The following is a 22,517-nucleotide window of genomic DNA, read 5'->3' as shown; positions in this document are numbered from 1 at the left end:
ACCGGGGGGCGGATGCCGGATGCCGGCGGTCAGCGCAGACCGCACCCGTCGACGACCTGCGTCTTGCCTTCGATGAGATTCTTCGTCCAGGTGTAGAGGACCGGCAGGAAGCGCGACTTCGGCAGGATGGGGCGCAGGTGGTCGTAGCCCGCGTACGTCGCCCACCGCACCGGCTGCCCCTCGGCGCAGAGCTTCTGCACGTAGTCGCGCTGCAGGCTCGGCGGGATGACCTCGTCGTCGGCTCCCCAGGCCACGAGCATCGGCGTGCCGAGCGGCTCGGTCATGGCGTTCTCGGCGAGTCGGCGTCCGAGGGCGCCGTCGGTGAGGTCGGCGTTGTACAGCGGGCGGTCCTCCGACACCCCGAGCGCCGTCAGCACCGAGACGACGACGCCCGGCTCGGTGGGGCATCGCTGGGTCATCTCGAGCACGATCGAGCGCGAGCCCTCGGCGATGTAGTCGTCGAGGTGCACGTCGGCGTAGGTCTGCGAGTACGGCACCAGCACCCACGAGGTGATCACCGAGAGCATCGCGTTCGGCGGTCCCGACAGCAGCTCGCGCGCCAGAGCGGGCGGGTCGGCGACGGGGGCGACCACGGCCGTGCCGAGCACGTCGATCCCGGGGGCGTAGTCCTCGGCGATCGCGGTGGTCCACAGCGCCGCGTGTCCGCCCTGCGAGTGGCCCCAGACCACCGTGTCGGGCGAGAGCGTCACGTCGGTGCGCAGCTCCGCCGTCGCCAGCACCGCGTCCAGCGACGAGCGCGCCTCGCCCCGGCCGATCAGGTAGGGGTAGGTGCCGGGTGCACCCTGGCCGGAGAAGTCCGAGGCGACGACCACCCAGCCGGCCTTCAGCGCCTGCTCGAGCGCCGGGATCGACCACCGGGTCGCCGAGGCGTCGCGCAGGCTCGGTGCGCACCCCTGGGCCACCCCCGTCGTGCCGTGGTTCCAGATGATGACGGGACGCGGTCCCGGGGGCGGGTCCTTGGGCATGATCACGAGGGCGCTCGCCACGGCGGGCCGGCTCACGGCATCCCTCGTCGTGTAGAGGATGCGCGTGACGTCGCCGTTCTGGGGAAGACGGCCGAGGTACGCGTCGGAGCGGATGAGACGGCCGTGACCGCTCGGCACCTCGGCCGGGGCGTCGTAGAAGGCGTCGACGACCGGGGCGCCGTCGTTGAGCCAGTCGTTCAGCCACCACCCGCCCGCGGCGGTCGCGACCAGCACGAGAGAGAGGGCGTAGCGGCCGGCGGCGGCCCAGCGCAGCCGCGTCCGGCGACGTCGAACGGCCCGCGACGCGTCGAACGGCGTCCGCGGCGCGTGCGGACGACGGATGCCGCGGACTCCGCGGGCGAACACCCCCACGCCGAACACGATCGTGCGCACCCCGAACACCACCGCGAGCACCAGGACCGTGACGTCGGGCCAGGTGAACGACAGCAGTCCGAGGGCGATCTGGGCGACACCCCAGGCCAGCGACAGCACACGGGCGCTGGCGTCACCCGGCGAGAAGGCGCGTCCCACCGACGCGAGCCCCCCGATGACGAGCAGCACCGCGAGCACGGGCGGCAGCAGTTCGAGGCTGCGCCCCAGCCAGACCAGGACCGCGACACCGGCGACGATCCAGGCGGCGGCCACCGACCGTGCCCACCATCCGGCGGGGCGCGCGACCAGCTCGACGATGCCCATCACCACGGCGCTGGCACCCACGTAGATGCCCAGCAGCACCAGCGAGGTGAGCGGCCGCGACACGATCAACGCTCCCAGCACGACCACGACGATCCCGACGATCAGCAGCACGCGCGGCGGGGCGTGGCGGGTGAGCACCGGGAGCGCATTCCACCGGCGCGGGCGCGGGCGGCGGGGTGCGGGCATCAGGCAATCCTAGGCAACGCGGCACCGCGCGAATCGGGCGAGGGGCAGGGCGCGGGGCTCGGGCCTCCGCGGACGCCGCGAGACGACGCGCGACGGGCGCGGCCACGCGGGCGCGCGGGCGAACGCACGGCGCCGCACACGACGCAAGGGACACGGCACACGCGATTACCGGATTCCCGCACCGCGGCATACGGTTCGTCCGTGCCGTCTTCCGCCCGAGCAGCCGCTCGCGATGCCGAGGCCAACCCCGCCTTCCGCGTCGCGGCGCGCACGGGATACGTCGCCAACGGCATCCTGCACCTGCTCATCGGCGCCCTCGTGCTCGCCGTCGGCTTCGGAGCGGCCGAAGACACCGACCAGACCGGGGCATTCCGAGCCCTCGCGGCGGTGCCGCTCGGTGCCGTGGCCCTCTGGGCTCTGGCGATCGGACTCGTCGCCCTGGGCTGCTGGCACCTGCTGCAGGCCGTCGCTCCCCGTCACCTGTCGGGGTGGCGCCGCCTCGCGCGGATCGCGGCCGAGGCGCCGCAGGGCCTCGTCTTCGTCGTCATCGGGATCCTCTCGGCCTCGGTCGCGCTCGGCGCGCGCCCCCGCGCCGAGCAGGCCGCCGAAGACGCCAGCGCCGCCGTGCTGACCCTTCCCCTCGGCGGGCTGCTGCTGGGCACCACCGGAGTCGTCGTCGCGAGCGTCGGCATCGGCTTCGTGTGGATGGGACTGCGCCGCTCGTTCCACTCCAAGGTGCGCATCCCCGACGGACCGGCGGGCCACGCCCTCAGCGCGCTCGGGGTGGTGGGCTTCCTCGCCAAGGGCGTCGCGCTCGGGATCGTCGGGGTGCTGCTCGTCGTGGCCGCCGTGACCGTCGAGCCCGATACCGCGGGCGGCCTCGACGGCGCAGTGTCGGCGCTGATCGCGCTTCCCACCGGGCCGGTGCTGGCGTTCCTCGTGGGCCTGGGCTTCGTCGCCTACGGCGTGTTCACGGTGTTCCGTGCCCGCTACGCCCGGCTCGACGTCTGAGCGTCAGTCCAACGCGGGGTCGCGCCCGGTGCGCTCCCCCGTGTCGAGCGTGGCGATCGCCGCGTGGTCGTCGGCGTCGAGGGTGAAGTCGAAGACGTCGCCGTTCTCGCGCAGACGCGAGAGTGACACCGACTTGGGGAACACGACCAGGCCGCGATCGAGGTGCCAGCGGACGACGACCTGGGCCGGAGTCTTGCCGTAGCGCTCGGCGATCCGCATCAGCACGGGCTCGTCGAGCAGTCCGCCGCGCGCCAGCGGCGCCCACGACTCGGTGACGATGCCGTGCGCGGAGTCCCAGTCGACGAGGCCGTTCTGCGGGAAGCGCGGGTGCAGTTCGACCTGGTTCACCGCGGGGAGCACGCCCGTCTCATCGCGCAGCCGCTCGAGGTGCGGGATGGCGAAGTTGCTGACGCCGATCGAGGTGGCCCGTCCCTCGTCGCGGAGGCGCAGCAAGGCGCGCCAGGTGTCGACGTAGCGGTCCGCGCTGGGGATGGGCCAGTGGATCAGGTACAGGTCGACCCGGTCGAGGCCCAGCCGTGCGCTGCTGGCGTCGAACGCGCGCAGCGTCTCATCGAACCCCTGGTCGTCGTTCCACACCTTGGTCGTGACGAACAGGTCGTCGCGGTCGAGCCCCGACGCGCGCAGTCCCTCGCCGACCTCGGTCTCGTTGCCGTAGAGCGCGGCCGTGTCGACGTGACGGTAGCCCGCGGCGAGCGCGCCGGCGACCAGGTCGGCGGTGACGTCGGCGGGCACCTTGTAGGTACCGATGCCGAGCTGCGGGATCGTGGAGCCGTCGGACAGCGACAGGCGGGGGGCGGCGATCATGGCATCCACGCTACCGGCGCGCGCACCTACCGGGTCGGTCAAAGGCGGACCGGCACCCCGGTCGACTTCGCGTCGGCGGGGTGCCGTTCCGGCGGATCGATCAGCGGGTGAGCGCCGCCACCGCGTCGGCGACCGCGAGCGTCTCGCGCTCGCCCGTGCGGCGGTCCCACAGCTCGACCTGGCCCTCGGCGGCGCCGCGGCCGACGATGAGGATGCGCGGGATGCCGACGAGCTCGGCGTCGCCGAACTTGACGCCGGGCGAGACCTTGGGGCGGTCGTCGTAGAGCACGTCGCGCCCCGCGGCCTCGAGCTGGGCGGCGACCGACTCGGCGAGCTCGAACGCCGCCGCGTCGCGACCGGTGGCGACGACGTGCACGTCGAACGGGGCGACCGACTCGGGCCAGATCAGGCCCTTCGCGTCGTTGTTGAGCTCGGCGATGATCGCGAGGATGCGGGTGACGCCGATGCCGTACGAGCCCATCGTGACCGTGGCGAGCTTGCCGTTCTCATCGAGCACCTTCAGGCCCAGGGCCTCGGCGTACTTGCGACCGAGCTGGAAGACGTGACCGATCTCCATGCCGCGCGCGAGCTCCACGGGGCCCGAGCCGTCGGGAGCGGGGTCTCCGGGGCGCACGGTCGACACCTCGACGAAGCCGTCGCCGACGAAGTCGCGGCCGGCGACGAGCGAGTGCACGTGCTTCTGGTCGACGTTGGCGCCGGTGATCCACGCGGTGCCGTCGACGACGCGCGGGTCGAGGACGTACCGGATGCCGGTGGCCGATTCCTCGCCCAGCACGGCGCCCGTCGGCGACCAGGGGCCGATGTAGCCCTTGACCAGCAGGGGGTGCTTGGCGAAGTCGGCTTCGGTCGCGGCTTCGACCTCGGCGGGCGCGAAGGCGACCTCGACGCGCTTGTCGTCGACGTCGCGGTCGCCGGGAAGACCCACGACGACGAGCTCGCGCGTGCCGTCGAGGTGGGTGAGGGCCATCACGACGTTCTTCAGCGTGTGGGCGGCGGTCCACTCGGTGGCCCCGTCGGTCGCCGGGCCGGCGATGCCGGGGGCGGGTGCGTCGAGGTGGGCGTTGCTGTGGTCGACGAGGGTCGCGATGGTGGGGGTGTTCGGGGAGTCGAAGATCACGGCATCCGGGCGGCCCTCGATCGGCAGCGACTCGGGCACGACCGTGGTGAACGCCTCGACGTTGGCCGCGTAGCCTCCGGCGGAGCGCACGAAGGTGTCTTCGCCGATGGGGGTCGGGTGCAGGAACTCCTCCGACTTCGAGCCGCCCATGGCACCGGCGTCGGCGGCGACGATGACGTACTCGAGGCCCAGGCGCGTGAAGATGCGCTCGTAGGCATCGCGCTGCGCCTGGTACGAGACGTCGAGTCCGGCGTCGGTCGCGTCGAACGAGTACGCGTCCTTCATCGTGAACTCGCGGCCGCGCAGCAGGCCGGCGCGGGGACGCGCCTCGTCTCGGTACTTGTCCTGGATCTGGTACAGCGTCAGCGGCAGGTCCTTGTACGAGGAGTACAGGTCCTTCACCAGCAGGGTGAACATCTCTTCGTGCGTGGGAGCGAGCAGGTAGTCGGCGCCCTTGCGGTCCTGAAGGCGGAACAGCGCGTCGCCGTACTCCTCCCACCGGCCGGTCTGCTCGTACGGATCGCGGGGCAGGAGCGCGGGGAAGTGCACCTCGAAGGCACCGGCGTTCGCCATCTCCTCGCGCACGACCGCCTCGATCTTGGCCTTGACCTTCAGGCCCAGCGGCAGCCAGGCGAAGATGCCCGGCGCGTTACGGCGGATGTAGCCGGCCCGCACGAGCAGGCGGTGGCTGGCCACCTCGGCATCGGAGGGGTCTTCACGGAGCGTGCGGAGGAAGAAGTTCGACAGACGGGTCACCACGAGAGTCGAGTCTAGGGCGGCGGGTGGGAGGTGGATGCCGAGAGCTCAGCCGAGGGCGGAGATGATCGCCGCGGTCACAGCTCGCAGCTGTTCCCGCGACAGATTCTCGCCGCTGACGTCGACGACCCCTCCGGCGGTGTTCGCGAGAAGCCGCCCGCCGTTGCCGTCTGCCGCCGGCATCCACCAGGCTGCCTGCGCTCCGCCGACCTCGACGGGGCTGCCGCCCGACTGCTCCCCCTCACCCGGATCGGATCGCGCACCCGCGGCGAGGCTGACCCGCAGGCTGGGAGGATTCGTCTCGTCGTACGAGACCGGGGCGAACGTGCACCAGGATGCCGCGCCCCGGGCCGTGAGAACCTCCCAGGCCTGACCTTGCGGCACGTTGTCGGTTCCGAGCGGTCCGAGATCGTCACGCCCGAGTGCCCCCTCCACCGCCCCCTCGAGCTGCTCGCCGCAGTCGGCGAGGCGCCACGCGCCGGGCGAGAGGGGCCGCTCGGTCCCCGGCGACACGGCTGCGCGCGCGCCCGCCTCCGCGACCGCACGTACCGCGGTGGCGCCATCGTCGGAACCGACGACCACCCACGCGTCGCCGAACCGCTCCGAGTAGTCGCAGGGTCCACCCCCGTCGCAGACGGGTGCCGCTCCGACCCGCGACCGGACCTCGTCCGGCACGACGGACCACGGCAGAACGGTGAGGTTCACCACCTGCCATTCGGTCGGGTCCTGGGCGCGCCACTGGCACGAGATCCCGCCGAGCCACCTCGCGTCCCACACGATCGGCTCCCGCGACAGCCGCATCTCCACGCCCGCGATGGCCGAGACCGTGCTGTCGTCGAAGACGGTCGAACAGTCGCCGCCGAAAGCCAGAGCCGGCGCGGTCGGGGTCGGCGAGGGAGCGGTCGGGCTCAGGGTGGGCGTCGGCGTCGCGGTGACGCGGGGCGTCGGCGCGGTCGCGTTCGGCGACGGCGAGGTCGCGATCTCGGGCGCGCTCAGCGTCGACGTCGCCGCCACTCCCCCGGCGATCGCGACGATCAGAGCCGCCGCCACCGATCCCGCGATCCAGGCGCCCCGGTGGGCGCCCGTCGGGGTGATCCCCCGCGCACCGCCGAGGATGCGTGCACGCATCGCCGCACGCTCATCGGGCGTCAGCTCGTCGTTCATGCCCGTGCTCCTTCCGGCGCGAGGTCGTCGCGCATCTTCGCCTTCGCGCGGGCGAGACGCGACTTGACCGTTCCCGCGGGGATGCCGAGGGCCTGGGCCACCTCGCGTTCGGCGTAGCCCTCGAGCACCGCCAGCACGACGACGGCCTGCTCCCGTTCGGGGAGCCGTTTCAGGGCGCCCAGCACGGCGCCGTCGTCGACGTCGGGCGCCGGAGCGGGCGGCGCCGCGGGCACACGCTCGAGCAGGGTGCGGTACCGCCTCCCCGAACGCTCGAGGTTGCGGGCGCAGTGCGCCACCGCCGTCAGCAACCACGGCAGCGGAGACCCGTCTACCAGGCGCACCGACGCGCGTTTGCGCCAGAGTTCGAAGAACGCCACCGTCACGGCATCCTTGGCGTCCTCCCGATGCGTGAGCAGTCTCGTGGCGTGGCGGAACAGCCGCGCCTCGTGCCGATCGAACAGCGCGGCGAGCGCGAGCTCGTCGCCTCGGCATACCCGGGACCAGAGCCCGGCGTCGTCGTCATCCACACTCTGTAGTGTCCACATCTCGCCCATCGGTTCCCTCGCGGGAAATGTTTTCGATGTCGGATCGGTAACGACGTCGCCGACCGGCGTCGACGGGCGCGCCGGATGCCGGGTGTGCGGCCCCCGCGCCGCGGGCATCGTCGGCGCAGCCGCCGCGCCGTAGCCTGGAACGATGACCACGGTGCTTCTCACGGGCTTCGAGCCGTTCGCCGGTGAGGCCACCAACCCGTCCGGTGATGCCGTGCGCGCCGTCGCGGCGGGCTGGAGCGGCCCCGAAGAGCTGATCGTCGAGGTGCTGCCGGTGACCTTCGACCGGGCGGACGCGCAGCTGCGGGCGTTGATCGACCGGCATCGCCCCGACGTGGTGATCGCCACGGGACTCGCCGGCGGTCGCACGCAGGTCACCCCGGAGCGCGTCGCCATCAACCTGGCCGATGCCCGCATCCCCGACAACGACGGCGCCCAGCCCGTCGACAGCCCGATCGTCGAGGGCGCGCCCGCGGCGTTCTTCGCGACCGTCCCGGTCAAGGCGATGGCGGCGGCGATGGGCGAGGCCGGCATTCCCGCCGCGGTGTCGTACTCGGCGGGCACGTTCGTGTGCAACCACGTGATGTTCGCCGCCCTGCACGCGACGGCGTCGACGCCCGGAGCGCGCGCCGGGTTCGTGCACGTCCCGTACGCGAGCGAGGACGCCCCCGTCGGCGCCCCGTCGCTCCCGCTGGACGACATCGTGCGCGCGCTCGAGAGCGCGGTGCGCGCCGCGATCGACGTGCCGACGGATCTCGCCGTGTCGGCCGGCACCCTGCACTGAGGCCGCGCGCAGCCCCCGGGCTCAGCCGGCGCGGCGCCCCACGTGCAGCACCGCGCGTGTGACGAGGCCCGCCACGAGCGCCCAGAAGGCCGCGCTCACCCCGAACACCGCGATGCCGGATGCCGCGACCAGGAACGTCACCACGGCGGGGAGCCGCTCGCCGGGATCATCGATGGCCTGCTGCACCGCCGAGCCGAACGCGCCGAACAGCGCGACGCCCGCCACCGCCGGGATGACGCCGGCCGGGGCCAGCAGCACGATCGCGGCGAAGGCCGCCGACAGCGCGCCCAGAACGAGATAGGTGCCGCCCGCCGAGACGCCCGCCACCCAGCGCTTCTTCGGGTCGGGGTGGGAGTCGGGGCCGGCGGCGATCGCCGCGCTGATGGCCCCCAGGTTCATCGCGTGTCCGCCGAAGCCCGCCGCGGCGGCCGATCCGAGGCCGGTGACCAGCATCGCGGGGCGCCACGGAATGGTGTAGCCGAGGCTGCGCATCACGGCGACGCCGGGGACGTTCTGCGACGCCATGGTCACCACGAACAGCGGCAGCGCGATGCCCACCACCGATCCGACGGTGAGCGTCGGGACGGTGAACTCCAGCCGAGGCAGCAAGGTCGCGGCATCCGCGTCGACGCCGGTGCGCGCCAGCTCCACGGCGACCACGGCGATGGCGGCGAGGAAGGCCAGCGGCACGGCCCAGCGGGGCACCAGACGCGAGGCCACGAGCCAGACGATCAGCACCGGTGCCACGCCCCACGGGTCCTGGATCAGGCCCAGGAACGGGGCCACGCACAGCGGCAGCAGCACACCGGCCAGCATCGCCTGCGCGATCGAGGGGGGAATGCGGGCGATCAGGGCCCCGAGCGGGGGGAACAGCGCGGTGCAGAGGATGAGCGCCGCCGACACGAGGAAGCCGCCCACGACGGCGGGCCATCCGCCGTCGACCGCACCCGTGGCGGCGAGCAGTGCGACGCCGGGGGTCGACCACGCGACGGTGATCGGGATGCGGTAGCGCCCCGCGAGAACGATGCACCCGACACCGACGACGAGGGTGATGGCGAGCAGCCCGCTGGCCGCCTGCTCCGCCGTCGCCCCGACGGCCCGGAGACCGGTGAGGACGACCGCGAAGGTGCTGGTGAAGCCGACGAGGGCGGTGACCACCCCGGCGATGAGCGGGCGGGTGAGGGAGGCGGCGGGATTCTCGGTCATGACGATGCCGACGCTAGCGGACCGTCACGGCGCAACGCCCGCACTGCGCACGCAGGCCAGCGCTCGGCGCGCCGGGTCTCCCCGCGGCCGGGCGGAGCCGGGGCGCGTCAGGCCGTGATGACCTGCGCGGTGCCGGTGGCGGCGTCGGGGCCCATCTCGGCGGCGAGGCGGTTGGCCTCGGCGATGAGGGTCGCCACGATCTCGGACTCGGGGACGGTCTTCACGACCTCGCCCTTCACGAAGATCTGGCCCTTGCCGTTGCCGGAGGCGACGCCCAGGTCGGCGTCGCGCGCCTCACCGGGGCCGTTGACGACGCAGCCCATGACGGCCACGCGCAGCGGCACGGTCATGTCCTTGAGGCCCTCGGTGACGTCGTCGGCGAGCGTGTAGACGTCGACCTGCGCACGGCCGCACGAGGGGCACGAGACGATCTCGAGCTTGCGCTCGCGGAGGTTCAGCGACTGCAGGATCTGGTGGCCGACCTTGACCTCTTCGGCGGGCGGGGCCGAGAGCGAGACGCGGATCGTGTCGCCGATGCCCTCCGACAGCAGGATGCCGAAGGCCGTGGCGCTCTTGATCGTGCCCTGGAACGCGGGGCCGGCCTCGGTCACGCCGAGGTGCAGGGGCCAGTCGCCCCGCTCGGCGAGCAGTCGGTAGGCCTTCACCATGACGATGGGGTCGTTGTGCTTGACCGAGATCTTGAAGTCGTGGAAGTCGTGCTCCTCGAACAGCGAGGCCTCCCATACGGCGCTCTCGACGAGCGCCTCGGGCGTGGCCTTGCCGTACTTCTCGAGCAGGCGGCGATCGAGCGACCCGGCGTTCACGCCGATGCGCAGCGACACGCCCGCGGCCTTGGCCGCCTTCGCGATCGCGCCGACCTGGTCGTCGAACTTGCGGATGTTGCCCGGGTTCACGCGCACCGCGCCGCAGCCGGCGTCGATCGCCTGGAAGACGTACTTCGGCTGGAAGTGGATGTCGGCGATGACCGGGATCTGGCTCTTCTTGGCGATGATGTGCAGCACGTCGGCGTCGTCTTGCGACGGTACGGCCACGCGCACGATCTCGCAGCCGGATGCCGTGAGCTCGGCGATCTGCTGAAGGGTGGCGTTGATGTTGGTGGTGGGAGTCGTGCACATCGACTGCACGCTCACGGGGGCGTCACCGCCCACGAGCACCTTGCCCACCTTGATCTGGCGGGTCTTGCGACGAGGCGCGAGGACCTCCGGCACGCGGGGCATCCCGATGTTCACTGCAGGCACGGACTCAGCCTACGCCGTGGTACCCGGACGGGGGCTGAAGGTGCCCTGTGGTAGGTTCGGCGCCATGCGCGCGCACACATCCTGGTGGCACACCGTCTAGGCGGTGCGCTCGCATGCAACAGACCGCCCTCCCCCTGGGGAATCCGGGCGGTCTTCGTGTTTTCGGCGGCCGCTTTGGACCCTCGCTCACAGACGGAAGTTATCTCGATGACCGGGCCCGACCCCTCCTCCCTGCTCCTCGACCTCGCCGCAGGTTCTGCTCCCTTCGCCGTGATCGCCCGTGACGGCGTCACGGTCGAGGTCCTCACGGGCGACGTCGTCGACGTCGACCTGCTGGCCGACGTGCCGCTCGTCGACGACGCCGGCACACCCCGCGAAGTGCTCGCGCTCGTGCCGTACCGTCAGGTGCGCGAGCGCGGCTTCGTCTGCCACGACGACGGCGCGCCGCTCCGATGCCTCGTCATCGACCAGCGCGTCTCGCTCCCCCGCGCCGAGGTGCTGGCATCGCTGCCGACGACCGCGATCCCCCTGCACGACGCCGGCTTCGACATCACCGACGAGGACTACGCCGACATCGTGCGCGAGGTTATCGCCGATGAGATCGGCCGCGGCGAGGGCGCCAACTTCGTCATCCGTCGCGACTTCGTCGCCGGGGTCGACGTCGACCCGCGGATCGCCGCGCTCACCTGGTTCCGCGCGCTGCTCGAGCACGAGAAGGGCGCCTACTGGACCTTCGCCGTCGTCACCGACGGGCACATCGCCGTGGGAGCGAGCCCCGAGGCGCACGTGAGCGCCCAGGGCGGCATCGTCACGATGAACCCCATCTCGGGCACCTTCCGTCACCCGGCGGGCGGGGCGACGTCCGAGACCCTCGCGGAGTTCCTGCGCTCGACCAAAGAGACCGAAGAGCTCTTCATGGTCGTCGACGAGGAGTTGAAGATGATGAGCGCCGTCTGCAGCGACGGCGGACGCATCACCGGTCCCCACCTCAAAGAGATGTCGCGCCTGACGCACACCGAGTACATGCTGCGCGGGCGCAGCGACCTCGACCCGCGCGACATCCTGCGCGAGACGATGTTCGCGCCCACCGTCACCGGCTCCCCCATGCAGAACGCTTGCACGGTGATCGCGCGCCACGAGACGACCCCCCGCGGTTACTACTCCGGCGTCGCCGCGCTCTTCACCCCGAACGGCGCCACCGAGGGACCCACGCACGACCTCGACGCGCCCATCCTCATCCGCACGGCCTACCTGGTCGACGGGCGCCTGCGCGTGCCGGTCGGCGCGACGCTCGTGCGCCACTCCGACCCGTACGGCGAGGTCGGCGAGACCCACGGCAAGGCCGCCGGTGTGCTCGGCGCCATCGGCGCGATCCCCCGCGACACGACGCCCGCCGCTCCCGCCGACGCCGACCCCGACGCACCGGCGGCCCCGCGCCGCCCCCTCGGCGAGGATCCCGCGATCGCCGAGCTGCTGGCATCCCGCAACGACCGTCTCGCCCCGTTCTGGATGAACCCGCAGGATCCCGACGGCTCCGGTCCCTTCGCCGGACGCACGGCGCTCGTCGTCGACGCCGAGGACCGCTTCACCACGATGCTCGCGCACCAGCTGCGCCACCTGGGTCTCGACACCCGTATCGTGCACTGGTCCGAGGTCTCCGACGACGATCTCGACGCCGCCGACCTGGTGGTCTCGGGCCCCGGCCCCGGCGACCCGCGCGACGACAGCCCGCGCATGAGCGCGATGCGCCACGTCGTCGGACGCCGCCGCGCCGCATCGACGCCGCTGCTGGCGGTGTGCCTGAGCCACCAGATCCTCGCGGACTCGCTGGGGATCGACCTCGAGCCCCTCGCCCGGCCGCACCAGGGCCTGCAGAAGAGCGTGGAGCTGTTCGGCGAATCCGCCTCGATCGGGTTCTACAACACGTTCACGGCGCGGGTGGCTGCCGGGGACACGCGGCGCGGCCTCGCCGTCGGCTCCGCGGCCGGCACGACGCAGACCGTCACCGACGTCGCGGCGGATGCCGAGACGGGCGACGTCTACGCGCTCCGCGGCCCGGGCTACGCCTCGGTGCAGGGTCATCTCGAGTCGATCCTGTCGCGCGACGGCATGCGCACGCTGGAGCGTCTCATCGCCCACGTGCTCTGAGGCCGGGGGCGAACAGCACGCCTCCTGCACGAGCGACAGCGGCCGCCCCCGTTCCGGGTGCGGCCGCGTCGATGTGCCGGAGCACTGCGCCGGCGACGAGAGCGCCGCGTCCGCCTAGAGCAGCTTCACCGGGTTGAAGATGTCGGCGAGGAACAGCACGCCGCCCATCCCGACGAGCAGGATCACGACCACGAAGGTCACCGGCACCAGGCGGGTGGCGTCGACGGGCTTGGCGATGCGCCCGCGAGCGCGCGCGAGGGCCTTCTTCAGACCGTCCCACAGGGCGACGACGATGTGGCCGCCGTCGAGCGGCAGCAGCGGGATGAGGTTGAAGACGAAGAGGGCCACGTTCAGACCCGCCAGCAGGGCGATGATCGACTGCACTCGGTCGAGGATCGGTGCGTCCACCGCGGCGATGTCGCCCGCGAGGCGGCCCGCACCCACCACGCTCATGGGGCTGGTGGGGTCTCGGGGCTGACCGGTGAGGGTGTCGACCGCGGTGTCGTAGATGCGCACGGGCAGGGTCGCCACGATCCGGCCGACCGCCTCGATCTGGGTGATCGTCGCCTGGGGACCGCTCCACAGGGGCTGCGGCACGAGGGACTGCTGCGCGGTCACGCCGGCGAAGCCGACGGTCTGGAACTCGGGGGCACCCGACGCGTCGACGACCGGGCGGCCCTTCGCGTCGGTCACGGCGCGATCGGTGGTCTGCGGGGTGAACTGCACCGTCTGCTGCGCCCCGTCGCGCTCGATGACGACCGAGAGCGGCGTGCCCGGCGAGCGCTGGATGATCGCCGCAGCGTCGGCGAAGGTCGCCACCGGCGTGCCGTCGATCGACACGAGCGTGTCGCCCGGCTCGATGCCCGCGGCCGCGGCGGGGGCGACGGGATCGGCCGACGTGCACGCGTCGCGCTGCTGGCTCGCCGGGATCACGCACTGCGAGACCGACGCGACGGTGGTGGTGCCCTGCTGCACGCCGATTCCGCTCAGCGCGATCGAGAACAGCACGACGGCGAGCACGAGGTTCATCAGCGGGCCGCCGAGCATGACGATCACGCGCTTCCAGACCGGGAGCGTGTAGAACACCCGGTCGTCGGCGGCGACGAGCGTCTCGGCGTTGGCGTCGCGGGCGTCCTGCACCATCGTGGCGAAGAAGCGCGACCGGCGGGTGCCGGGCTCGTCCTCGTCGGGGGCGGGCGGATACATGCCCGCCATCGAGATGTATCCGCCGAGCGGCAGGGCCTTGACGCCGTACTCGGTCTCGCCGATGCGCTTCGACCAGAGCGTCGGCCCCAGGCCGATCATGTACTGCCCGACGCGCACGCCGAAGAGCTTGGCGGGCACCAGGTGCCCGACCTCGTGCAACGCGATCGAGACGGCCAGGCCGAGCACGAGCACGATGACGCCGAGGAGGAACGCGATCGCAGTCACCCGCCGACGATACCGCCGCATCCCTTTGAACCGCCCGTGCGGCCGCGATGCGGTGTCTGTGCGACACCGGATGCGACAATGGACGAGATGCCGACCCACGCGCCCTCGAACCTCCCGCCCGTGCTCCGGCCGGAGCGTCCGCCCCGCCGCGACCTCGCGGAACTCGCCCGCCGCTTCGGCGTGCGCAGCTCCGGCGACGTCGCCGGCACGACCCTCACCGGCATCACGCTGGCCACCGCCGATCTGCGCGCGGGCGAGGCCTTCGTCGCGATCCGCGGAGTCAACCGCCACGGGGCCGAGTTCAGCGCGACCGCCGCCGAGCGCGGTGCGGTCGCGGTGATCACCGACGCCGACGGCGCCGAAATCGCAGGCCCCGCGGGTCTTCCGATCGTCGTGGTCGACGATCCCCGCGCCCTGCTGGGCGACCTGTCGGCCTGGGTCTACGGCACCGGTCCCGACGACGAGCTCCCCCAGTTGCTCGCCACGACCGGCACGAACGGCAAGACGAGCGTGTCGCACCTGCTCGAGGGGATCCTGGGGCAGCTCGGGGTCGTCACGGGTCTGTCGTCGACGGCCGAACGCCACATCGCGGGCGACGTCATCGTGTCGCGGTTGACGACTCCCGAGGCCTCGGAGTTCCACGCCCTGCTCGCCCTCATGCGCGAGCGCGGTGTGCAAGCCGTCGCGGTCGAGGTCAGCGCCCAGGCGCTCACCCGGCACCGCGTAGACGGTCTGGTCTTCGACGTCGCCGGCTTCACCAACCTCACCCACGACCACCTCGACGACTACGCCGACATGCGCGAGTACTTCGAGGCCAAGCTCCCGCTGTTCCGTCCCGACCGCGCACGTCGGGGGGTCGTCTGCCTCGACTCCGCCTCGGGTGCCGAGATCGCGGCTCGCGCCGAGATCCCGGTCGTGACCATCGCGACACCGGCCATCGCCGACGATGCCGCCGCCGCGGAGCACGCCGACTGGATCGTCGAGATCGTCGACGAGCGTCAAGAGGGCACCGAGTTCACGCTGCGCGATCGCGCGGGCCGCTCGCTCACCACGGTCGTGCCGGTGATCGGCCGGCACATGGCCGCCAACGCGGGTCTGGCGATCGTCATGCTGCTCGAGACCGGCTACACGTGGGAGCACCTGTTCAGCACCCTCGACGGAGAGCGCATCGAGGCCTCGCTCCCCGGCCGTACGCAGCTCGTCTCGGGCCCCGAAGGACCCGCGGTCTACGTCGACTTCGGGCACTCCCCCGACGCGTTCGAGAAGACCCTCGCGGCGGTCCGTCGCGTGACGCCCGGAAAGGTCGTCATGGTGTTCGGCGCCGACGGCGATCGCGACGCGACCAAGCGTCTCGACATGGGCCGCACCGCCGTCCTGGGCAGCGACGTGCTCATCGTCACCGACCACCACCCCCGTCACGAGAACCCGGATGCCATTCGCACGGTGCTCGTCGAGGGCGCGCGCCGTGCCCGCCCCGACGCCGAGGTCCACGAGTTCACCCCGCCCGAGCGGGCGATCCTCGAGGCCGTGAAGCTCGTCGGCGAGGGCGACGCCATCCTGTGGGCCGGCCCCGGCCACCAGGATTACCGCGACATCCGGGGCGTTCGCACCCCGTACTCGGCGCGGGAGCTCTCGCGCCGCGCGCTGCGCGCGGCCGGCTGGGCCGTGCCGGATCCGCAGTGGCCCGTCCCGTATCCCGCCGACCAGACGCCGTCGTCGGATCCCGAGCGCCCGGTCGACTTCCCGGCCTGACGCCCGCCCGTCCCGCGGATCCGCGGCCCGACGCCGCCCGGCGCGTGAGGACGGCTCTGCCGCCCCGCGCGCGACGTCCCGCAGGAGCGGGAGCCCGCGAGCCGTCGTCAGCGCGCGGCGATGATCTCGTCGGCCGTGCGTCGCGCCCAGGCCTCGGCCTCGGCCAGCGACTCCCGCGTGAGCGTGGACGGCGGCTCGTGCTGGTCGACCACGCGTTCGATGAGGTCGACGATGTCCAGGAAGCTCAGTCGCCCCTCGTGGAACGCGTCGACGGCTTGCTCGTTGGCGGCGTTGAACACGACGGGGTAGGTCGCCCCCGCGCGTCCGACGCGCTTGGCGAGGGCGACCGAGCCGAAGGCCTCCTCGTCGAGGGGCTCGAAGGTCCACTGCGACGCGCGCGTCCAATCCAGGGGAGCGCCGACGCCGGCGACGCGGTGCGGCCAGTCGAGCCCGAGCGAGATGGGCAGTCGCATGTCGGGCGGCGACGCCTGGGCGATCGTGGAGCCGTCGACGAACTCCACCATCGAGTGCACGATCGACTGCGGGTGCACCGTGACGTCGATGCGGTCGTAGGGCACGTCGAACAGCAGGTGCGCTTCGATGACCTCGAGGCCCTTGTTGACCAGGGTCGCGGAGTTCGTGGTGACCACGCGGCCCATGTCCCAGGTGGGGTGCGCGAGCGCCTCGGCGGGGGTGACGTCGGCGAGCTGGGCCCGCGAGCGCCCGCGGAAGGGGCCTCCGGATGCCGTGAGCACCAGCCGGCGCACCTCGTGCGCCTCACCGGAGCGCAACGCCTGCGCGATCGCGGAGTGCTCGGAGTCGACCGGAACGATCTGGCCCGGCGCGGCGAGCGCGGTGACCAGCGGACCGCCGACGATCAGCGACTCCTTGTTGGCGAGGGCGAGGGTGCGGCCCTCTTCGAGCGCGGCGATCGTGGGGCCGAGGCCGACCGAACCGGTGATGCCGTTGAGCACCACGTCGGCGTCGACGTCGCGGACGAGCTGCTCGGCGTCGGTCGCGCCGAGCGCCGTGTGCTCCACGCCGAACTCCTCGGCCTGCGCGCGCAGGCCGGCGCGGTCGGTGCCGGCGGCGAGGCCGACGACCTCGAAGCGGTCGGCGTTGGCACGGATGACGTCGAGCGCCTGCGTGCCGATCGAACCGGTGGAACCGAGGATGAGGACGCGGCGCATCCCGTCAGCCTACTGAGCGGCTGCGGGGGCGTGCTGGACGCCGAGGATGTCGACCACGAAGACGAGGGTCGAGTTCGCCGGGATCGCTCCCTGCTCCTGGTCGCCGTAGCCGTCGGCGGGAGGGATGACGGCGAGCACCTGCGAGCCGACCGTCTGGCCCTCGAGTGCCTGCCGGAAGCCCGCGACGACACCCGTGGTCGGGAACTCGGTGGGCATGCCCTTGTCCCAGCTCGAGTCGAACACGGTACCGCCGTCGTAGAGCACGCCGGTGTACTGCACGATCACCTGGTCGCCGGGGTTGACCACGTCGCCGTCGCCTCGGCGCAGGTTCTCGATGCGCGTCTCGGTGGGAGCGGGCGTGGTCGGCACGGTGATGGTGGGAGCGCCGTCGTCGGCCAGCGTGACCGTGGGCATGCCGTCGACGGGCGGGACCTCGGTGCCGGTGGCGCGCGTGGGCAGCTCTGCGATGGCGTCGGCCACGAGCACGTAGGCCGGCGACCCGTCGCCGAGCAGGCCGGCGGGGAAGGTCGACACCGTGCGCGAGCCGATCGGCACGCACGACAGGGCCGCGCCGAAGATCTGCTGCGCGTTGACGACCATGTCCATGCCCGCGGGATCGGTCGTCAGGGAGTCGAGCGCGACGGCACCGCTGGCGGCGTCGATCACGGTGTAGTTCGCCTTGACGATGTCGCCGGGGGCGATCTCGGCGCCCGAGCCCTCGATGAGGGTGGTGCGCTGCACGTCGGTCGGCGTGAAGCCGTCGGGACGCGTGACGGTGACGGGGGCCTGAAAGTCACCCGACACCTCGAGCCCGGCGGGGACCTCGCCGGTGAACGGGGTCTGGCATGCTCCGGCGTCCGGGGTCGCGCTGGCATCCGGGGTCTGCGCCTGATCGGGCGAACCGGTGCATCCGGCCAGCAGCAGCACCGCGGCGGCGGCGACGGACAGGGAAGCGATCGGGCGGAAGCGCACGGGAGACCTCTCGAGAAGAACGGGGAACGTCCATCCTGACGCACCCGGCTTTGTCGATCCTGGGAGTCCCCGCGCGCACACCGTCGCGCCCGGGCACGCAGACGCGGGTGCGCACACGCGGGCGGGCATGCGCGACCCGGCATGCGGCGGCGAGTAACCTCGACGGGTGAGTTCCGACGCTGCCGAGACCCCCGCCGCCGCGCCGCAGCAGATGGGTGCGGCCTACGGCCTCGGCCGTTTCCTGATCGCCCCGCTGGCGCGGGCCGTCTACCGCCCGCGCATCGAGGGCCGTGAGAACGTGCCGCGCACCGGACCGGTGATCTTCGCCAGCAACCATCTGTCGTTCATCGACTCGATCGCCATCCCGGTCGCCGCTCCCCGCCCCGTGCACTTCATGGCGAAGTCGTCGTACTTCGAGAAGTGGGCCTCGCGGCAGTTCTTCACCGCCATCGGCGCGATCCCCGTCGAGCGCGGCGCCGGTCAGAAGGCCCTCGACGCGCTCGATCAGCAGCGCGCCCTGCTCGACGACGGCCGCGCGGTGGCCCTGTACCCCGAGGGCACGCGGTCTCTCGACGGCCGGTTGTACAAGGGGCGCACGGGTGTGGCGTTCCTCGCTCTGCAGACCGGGGCCCCCGTCGTTCCGGTCGGTCTCATCGGCACCGACAAGGTCATGCCCGTGGGCGCGAAGATCCCGACGACCCAGGAGCGCATCACGGTGCGCTTCGGCACGCCCCTCGACCTCTCCCCGCACGGCCCCGCGTCCTCGGGCCGCGCGCGTCGACTCGCGACCGACGAGATCATGGCCGCGATCCACGCGCTCAGCGAGCAGCAGCTCGCGAACGCGTACAACGAGGCTCCGGCCCAGAACCCCCTCGAGCGCATCAAGCAGGTCTTGCCGCACGAGCGCCTCTGAGCCTTTGCCGCTTGACGCGGCGACGCACGGCGAGCAGGGTCGGGAGTGACGGCCCCGAGCCGTCGACGCCACGACGAGGAGGCACCCGTGAAGAAGTTCGTGAACGACCCGGCCGACGTTCTGGCCGAAGCTCTGCGAGGGATCCAGGCCGCGCACCCCGAGTTACGGGTGGATGCCGAGAACCGGGTGATTCTGCGGGCGGAACCCACGCGCACGGGCAAGGTGGCGCTGGTGTCGGGCGGAGGGTCCGGTCACGAGCCGATGCACGGCGGGTTCGTCGGGCGGGGCATGCTCGACGCCGCCGCCGCGGGCGAGGTGTTCACCTCCCCCACCCCCGACCAGGTGCTCGCCGCCACGCAGGCGGTCGATGCGGGCGCCGGCGTGCTGCACATCGTGAAGAACTACACCGGCGACGTGCTGAACTTCGAGATGGCGGCCGAGCTCGCCGCCGCCGAGGGCGTCGAGGTCGAGTCGGTCCTCGTCGCCGACGACGTGGCCGTGCAGGATTCGACCTGGACCGCCGGACGCCGCGGGACCGGCACCACCGTCATCCTCGAGAAGATCGTCGGGGCACGGGCCGAAGAAGGCGCCGACCTCGCCGCCGTGGCCGACCTCGCACGACGTGTCGCCGCCGCCGGGCGTTCGATGGGCGTCGCGCTCACGAGTTGCACGGTGCCCGCCGCCGGGCGCCCCACGTTCGAGCTGCCCGACGACGAGATGGAGGTCGGAGTCGGCATCCACGGCGAACCGGGCCGCTCGCGCGTGAAGCTGGCATCCGCGCACGAGATCGCCGGCCTCCTGGTCGACCCGATCGTCCACGACTTCGGCGAGCCGGTGGGACCCGCGATCGTGCTGCTGTCGGGTCTGGGCGCAACGCCCCTCATCGAGCAGTACCTGCTCTACGGCGAGATCGCTCCGCTGCTGGCCGCGGCCGGCGTCGAGGTGCAGCGGGTCCTCATCGGCGACTACATCACGAGTCTCGACATGGCCGGCGCCTCGCTCACCGTCGTGAAGGCCGACGACGAGATGCTGCGCCTCTGGGATGCGCCGGTCGTGACCCCGGGCCTGCGGTGGGGCGCATGAGCGGCACCGTCGCGCTCGACGACCTCGTGTCGTGGATCCGGGCGTTCCGCGACACCGTCCAGCAGCACAAAGACGAGCTGACGCAGCTCGACTCCGCCATCGGCGACGCCGATCACGGCTCGAACATGGCGCGCGGTCTCGATGCCGTCGTCGCGCGGCTCGACCCCCTGCCCGGCAGCCCGACCGACCTGTTCAAGACCGTCGGAATGACGCTCGTCTCGTCGGTCGGCGGCGCGAGCGGTCCGCTGTACGGCACCCTGTTCCTGCGCATGGGGCCCGCGCTGAGCGAGGGAGAGGTGGATGCCACCACCCTCGGTGCCGCCCTCCGCGCCGGCGTCGAGGGGGTCGTAGCCCGGGGCAAGGCCGAGCTCGGCGACAAGACGATGATCGACGCGCTCTCGCCCGCCGTGGACGCCTGGGACACCGCCGCGGCCGCCGGGGCGACGCCGGCCGACGCCGCGCGGGCCGCGGCCGAGGCGGCGGCCCGCGGTCGCGACGCGACCGAGCCGCTCGTCGCCCGCAAGGGCCGGGCGAGCTACCTCGGCGAGCGCAGCGCCGGCCACCTCGATCCCGGGGCGACCTCGGCGACGATACTGCTCGAGGCCCTGCGCGACACGTTGGCGGCGGCCGAGTGATCGGGATCGTCGCGGTCTCGCACAGCCGCGCGCTGGCCGATGCCGCCGTGCACCTGGCCCTGCAGATGGGCGGCGAGCAGCCGCCCGGGGTGCGCGTGGCCGCGGGCGGTCCCGACGGCGATCTGGGCACGGATGCCGTCGCCATCGCCGCCGCGATCGACGACGCCGACTCCGGCGACGGGGTGCTCGTGCTGATGGACCTCGGTTCCGCGATCCTCAGCACCGAGACCGCCCTCGAGTTCGTCGCCGCGCCCGAACAGGTGAGGCTGAGCTCCGCGCCGTTCGTCGAGGGGCTCGTGGCCGCGGTGGTCACCGCGGCCGGCGGCGCCGACCTCGACGCCGTGACCGCCGAGGTGCGGGGCGCGGGCGCGGCGAAACAGCGTCAGCTCGGCGAGGGCGAGGCCACGGCATCCGCGGATCGCGACGACGAACCGACGGCGCACGGCATCGACTCCCAGAGTTCTGCACCCCTAGGCGAGAAGGACGCGATCTCGTTCGAGACGGTGGTCGTCAACCCGTCGGGCCTGCACGCACGCCCGGCGGCCACGTTCGTCAAGGCGGCGTCGCGGTACGACGCCGAGGTGCGTATCGCCGACCTCGACGCGGGCTCCGACGAAGTGTCGGCGCGGAGCCTCCTCGCCCTGATGGCGCTCGGCGTCCGGCAGGGTGCACGGGTGCGGGTGAGCGCGAGTGGCCCGCAGGCCCGTCAGGCCCTCGACGAGCTCCGCGCCCTGATCGACGAGGGCTTCGGCGAGCGCTGACCGAGGCTGGTCAGCGGGTCACGCTCAGCAGGCGGCGCGCCAGCGACTCCTCGACGACGAGCTCCGTGATCAGACCGGCGGCGAGGGCCCCGCGCAGGCCGTCGAGCTTCGAGAGGCTCGACACGACGCAGAAGCGGCGCGGAATGCGCCGGACCGTGTCGAGGTCGGGCCCGCTGGAGCGCGCGTTCAGTTCGGGGACGTCGCTCGAGCCGTCGGCGCGGTAGAACACCGTCGCGCAGTCCCCCACGATGCCCTCGCGTTCGATGACGGCGCGGTCGCGCTCGTCGAAGTAGTCGCCGCTGTAGACGTGCGAGGGCACGTCGGCGTGCGGCGAGCCGAGGCCGAAGACGAACAGGCCGACGCGCTGCTGGATCTCGAGCACGGAGCGCACCGAGCGCTCCCGCCACATCGCCTGCTTGGTGCGGGGGTCGTCGAACAGCGCGGGCACCGGGAATTGGTGCACCGACGACGACCAGGCGGTGCCGAACTTCGACAGGATCTCGCCGGCGTACGGGATGCCGGAGGTGCGCACGTTCGCGGCTCCGTTCATCTGCACGATGTGGGTGTCGTGCACGTCTTTCAGCGGCACGTGACGGGCGACGGCCGAGAGGGTCGACCCCCAGGCGACGCCGACGGTCATCGACGACTCCACCCGCTCGGCGAGGATGCGCGCCGCGGTCAGCGCCGTGCGCTCCAGGCGCTCGGCCTCGGAGGTGCGGGCCGGGGTCGGCACGACGTGCGCGGTGATCCCGAATCGATCGGCGATGCGCTGTGCCATCTGGCCCCGGGCGTCGTCGGGCGGGCTGATCGAGATCGTGACGAGACCCACGTCGCGGGCGTGCTGGAGCAGGCGCGACACCGACGAGCGTGACACGCGCATCTCGTGCGCGATGGCGTCCATCGTCAGGTCCTGCATGTAGTACAGCTGCGCCGCGCGCAGTGCATCACGGGACCGCTCTTCCGCCTGCGTCACCATGGTTGCGTTCCCATGAACACCATTGTGCACGTTTGTTCAAGGGGCTTGCAACAACGTGCAGACAGGCGCATTGTGACTGTCGTACCAACAACGA

19 protein-coding genes are annotated in these 22,517 nt (G+C 72.4%); 8 read left to right on the top strand and 11 right to left on the bottom strand.

What is annotated here, in order from left to right; all coding sequences use genetic code 11:
• Positions 1–29 precede the first annotated feature (29 nt).
• Entirely contained in the window at positions 30–1,868 is a 1,839-nt protein-coding gene (locus ASG45_RS07505) for a lipase family protein (protein WP_055834947.1), read from the bottom strand.
• Between the two features lie 201 nt (positions 1,869–2,069).
• On the opposite strand from ASG45_RS07505, the gene ASG45_RS16170 reads away from it, so the two are divergent.
• Positions 2,070–2,879, top strand: a complete 810-nt coding sequence (locus ASG45_RS16170; protein WP_055834944.1) for a DUF1206 domain-containing protein — start codon at positions 2,070–2,072, stop codon at positions 2,877–2,879.
• A gap of 3 nt (positions 2,880–2,882) precedes the next feature.
• Here ASG45_RS16170 and ASG45_RS07495 read toward each other — a convergent pair whose 3' ends face one another.
• The 4 genes from ASG45_RS07495 to ASG45_RS07480 all read right to left on the bottom strand — a co-directional run bounded on the left by ASG45_RS07495 (position 2,883) and on the right by ASG45_RS07480 (position 7,289).
• A complete protein-coding gene (locus ASG45_RS07495; RefSeq protein WP_055834941.1) occupies positions 2,883–3,704 on the bottom strand; it encodes an aldo/keto reductase in 822 nt (273 codons plus the stop codon).
• Between the two features lie 100 nt (positions 3,705–3,804).
• A complete protein-coding gene (locus tag ASG45_RS07490; RefSeq protein ID WP_055834938.1) occupies positions 3,805–5,601 on the bottom strand; it encodes a proline--tRNA ligase in 1,797 nt (598 codons plus the stop codon).
• Positions 5,602–5,646: 45 nt separating this feature from the next.
• Positions 5,647–6,762 (bottom strand): hypothetical protein, encoded by a 1,116-nt coding sequence (locus tag ASG45_RS07485; RefSeq protein WP_055834935.1) that lies wholly within the window; start codon positions 6,760–6,762, stop codon positions 5,647–5,649.
• Positions 6,759–7,289 (bottom strand): RNA polymerase sigma factor, encoded by a 531-nt coding sequence (locus tag ASG45_RS07480; protein WP_055834932.1) that lies wholly within the window; start codon positions 7,287–7,289, stop codon positions 6,759–6,761. The genes ASG45_RS07485 and ASG45_RS07480 overlap by 4 nt, the downstream gene beginning before the upstream one ends.
• A gap of 169 nt (positions 7,290–7,458) precedes the next feature.
• Between ASG45_RS07480 and pcp the strand changes: the two genes are divergently transcribed.
• On the top strand, positions 7,459–8,097 hold the full coding sequence (gene pcp, locus ASG45_RS07475; RefSeq protein WP_055834929.1) for a pyroglutamyl-peptidase I: 639 nt from the start codon (positions 7,459–7,461) through the stop codon (positions 8,095–8,097).
• 21 nt (positions 8,098–8,118) lie between these two features.
• On the opposite strand, the gene ASG45_RS07470 is transcribed toward pcp, so the two are convergent.
• Together ASG45_RS07470 and ispG are read right to left on the bottom strand one after the other, a co-directional pair.
• The gene (locus ASG45_RS07470) at positions 8,119–9,303 is read right to left on the bottom strand and encodes a benzoate/H(+) symporter BenE family transporter (protein ID WP_055834926.1); all 1,185 of its coding nucleotides are present in this window, start codon (positions 9,301–9,303) and stop codon (positions 8,119–8,121) included.
• 107 nt (positions 9,304–9,410) lie between these two features.
• Entirely contained in the window at positions 9,411–10,562 is a 1,152-nt protein-coding gene (ispG, locus tag ASG45_RS07465; protein ID WP_181015976.1) for a flavodoxin-dependent (E)-4-hydroxy-3-methylbut-2-enyl-diphosphate synthase, read from the bottom strand.
• 207 nt (positions 10,563–10,769) lie between these two features.
• On the opposite strand from ispG, the gene ASG45_RS07460 reads away from it, so the two are divergent.
• Positions 10,770–12,710 carry an anthranilate synthase family protein gene (locus ASG45_RS07460; RefSeq protein WP_055834923.1) on the top strand — a complete coding sequence of 647 codons (1,941 nt, stop codon included), beginning with the start codon at positions 10,770–10,772 and terminating at the stop codon, positions 12,708–12,710.
• 114 nt (positions 12,711–12,824) lie between these two features.
• On the opposite strand, the gene ASG45_RS07455 is transcribed toward ASG45_RS07460, so the two are convergent.
• Positions 12,825–14,141, bottom strand: coding sequence for a M50 family metallopeptidase (locus ASG45_RS07455; RefSeq protein WP_055834920.1), 1,317 nt, complete (start codon positions 14,139–14,141; stop codon positions 12,825–12,827).
• 87 nt (positions 14,142–14,228) lie between these two features.
• Between ASG45_RS07455 and ASG45_RS07450 the strand changes: the two genes are divergently transcribed.
• Positions 14,229–15,893, top strand: a complete 1,665-nt coding sequence (locus ASG45_RS07450) for a Mur ligase family protein (RefSeq protein ID WP_055835960.1) — start codon at positions 14,229–14,231, stop codon at positions 15,891–15,893.
• 107 nt (positions 15,894–16,000) lie between these two features.
• Here the strand turns inward: ASG45_RS07450 and dxr are convergent, their stop codons facing one another.
• On the bottom strand, positions 16,001–17,083 hold the full coding sequence (dxr, locus tag ASG45_RS07445; RefSeq protein WP_055834917.1) for a 1-deoxy-D-xylulose-5-phosphate reductoisomerase: 1,083 nt from the start codon (positions 17,081–17,083) through the stop codon (positions 16,001–16,003).
• A gap of 9 nt (positions 17,084–17,092) precedes the next feature.
• On the bottom strand, positions 17,093–18,055 hold the full coding sequence (locus ASG45_RS07440) for an FKBP-type peptidyl-prolyl cis-trans isomerase (protein ID WP_055834915.1): 963 nt from the start codon (positions 18,053–18,055) through the stop codon (positions 17,093–17,095).
• Positions 18,056–18,266: 211 nt separating this feature from the next.
• Between ASG45_RS07440 and ASG45_RS07435 the strand changes: the two genes are divergently transcribed.
• The 4 genes from ASG45_RS07435 (at position 18,267) to dhaM (ending at position 21,447) form a co-directional block, all read left to right on the top strand.
• Positions 18,267–18,968: a lysophospholipid acyltransferase family protein gene (locus ASG45_RS07435; protein WP_194717045.1), complete on the top strand. Its 702-nt coding sequence runs from the start codon at positions 18,267–18,269 to the stop codon at positions 18,966–18,968.
• An 87-nt stretch (positions 18,969–19,055) separates the two neighbouring features.
• A complete protein-coding gene (gene dhaK, locus ASG45_RS07430; protein ID WP_055834909.1) occupies positions 19,056–20,051 on the top strand; it encodes a dihydroxyacetone kinase subunit DhaK in 996 nt (331 codons plus the stop codon).
• On the top strand, positions 20,048–20,686 hold the full coding sequence (gene dhaL, locus ASG45_RS07425; RefSeq protein WP_055835957.1) for a dihydroxyacetone kinase subunit DhaL: 639 nt from the start codon (positions 20,048–20,050) through the stop codon (positions 20,684–20,686). Before dhaK ends, dhaL begins: the two co-directional genes overlap by 4 nt.
• Complete coding sequence (dhaM, locus tag ASG45_RS07420) at positions 20,683–21,447, top strand: dihydroxyacetone kinase phosphoryl donor subunit DhaM (RefSeq protein ID WP_055834905.1); 765 nt, start codon at positions 20,683–20,685, stop codon at positions 21,445–21,447. The genes dhaL and dhaM overlap by 4 nt, the downstream gene beginning before the upstream one ends.
• Positions 21,448–21,457: 10 nt before the next feature.
• Here dhaM and ASG45_RS07415 read toward each other — a convergent pair whose 3' ends face one another.
• Positions 21,458–22,423, bottom strand: coding sequence for a sugar-binding transcriptional regulator (locus tag ASG45_RS07415; RefSeq protein ID WP_055834901.1), 966 nt, complete (start codon positions 22,421–22,423; stop codon positions 21,458–21,460).
• Positions 22,424–22,517: the final 94 nt, after the last annotated feature.

Origin of the sequence: Microbacterium sp. Leaf436 (assembly GCF_001424715.1) — a bacterium.
Lineage (GTDB): Bacteria > Actinomycetota > Actinomycetes > Actinomycetales > Microbacteriaceae > Microbacterium.
Note: the sequence above shows the minus strand (reverse complement) of the source record. Positions and strands in the feature narration are given on the sequence as shown.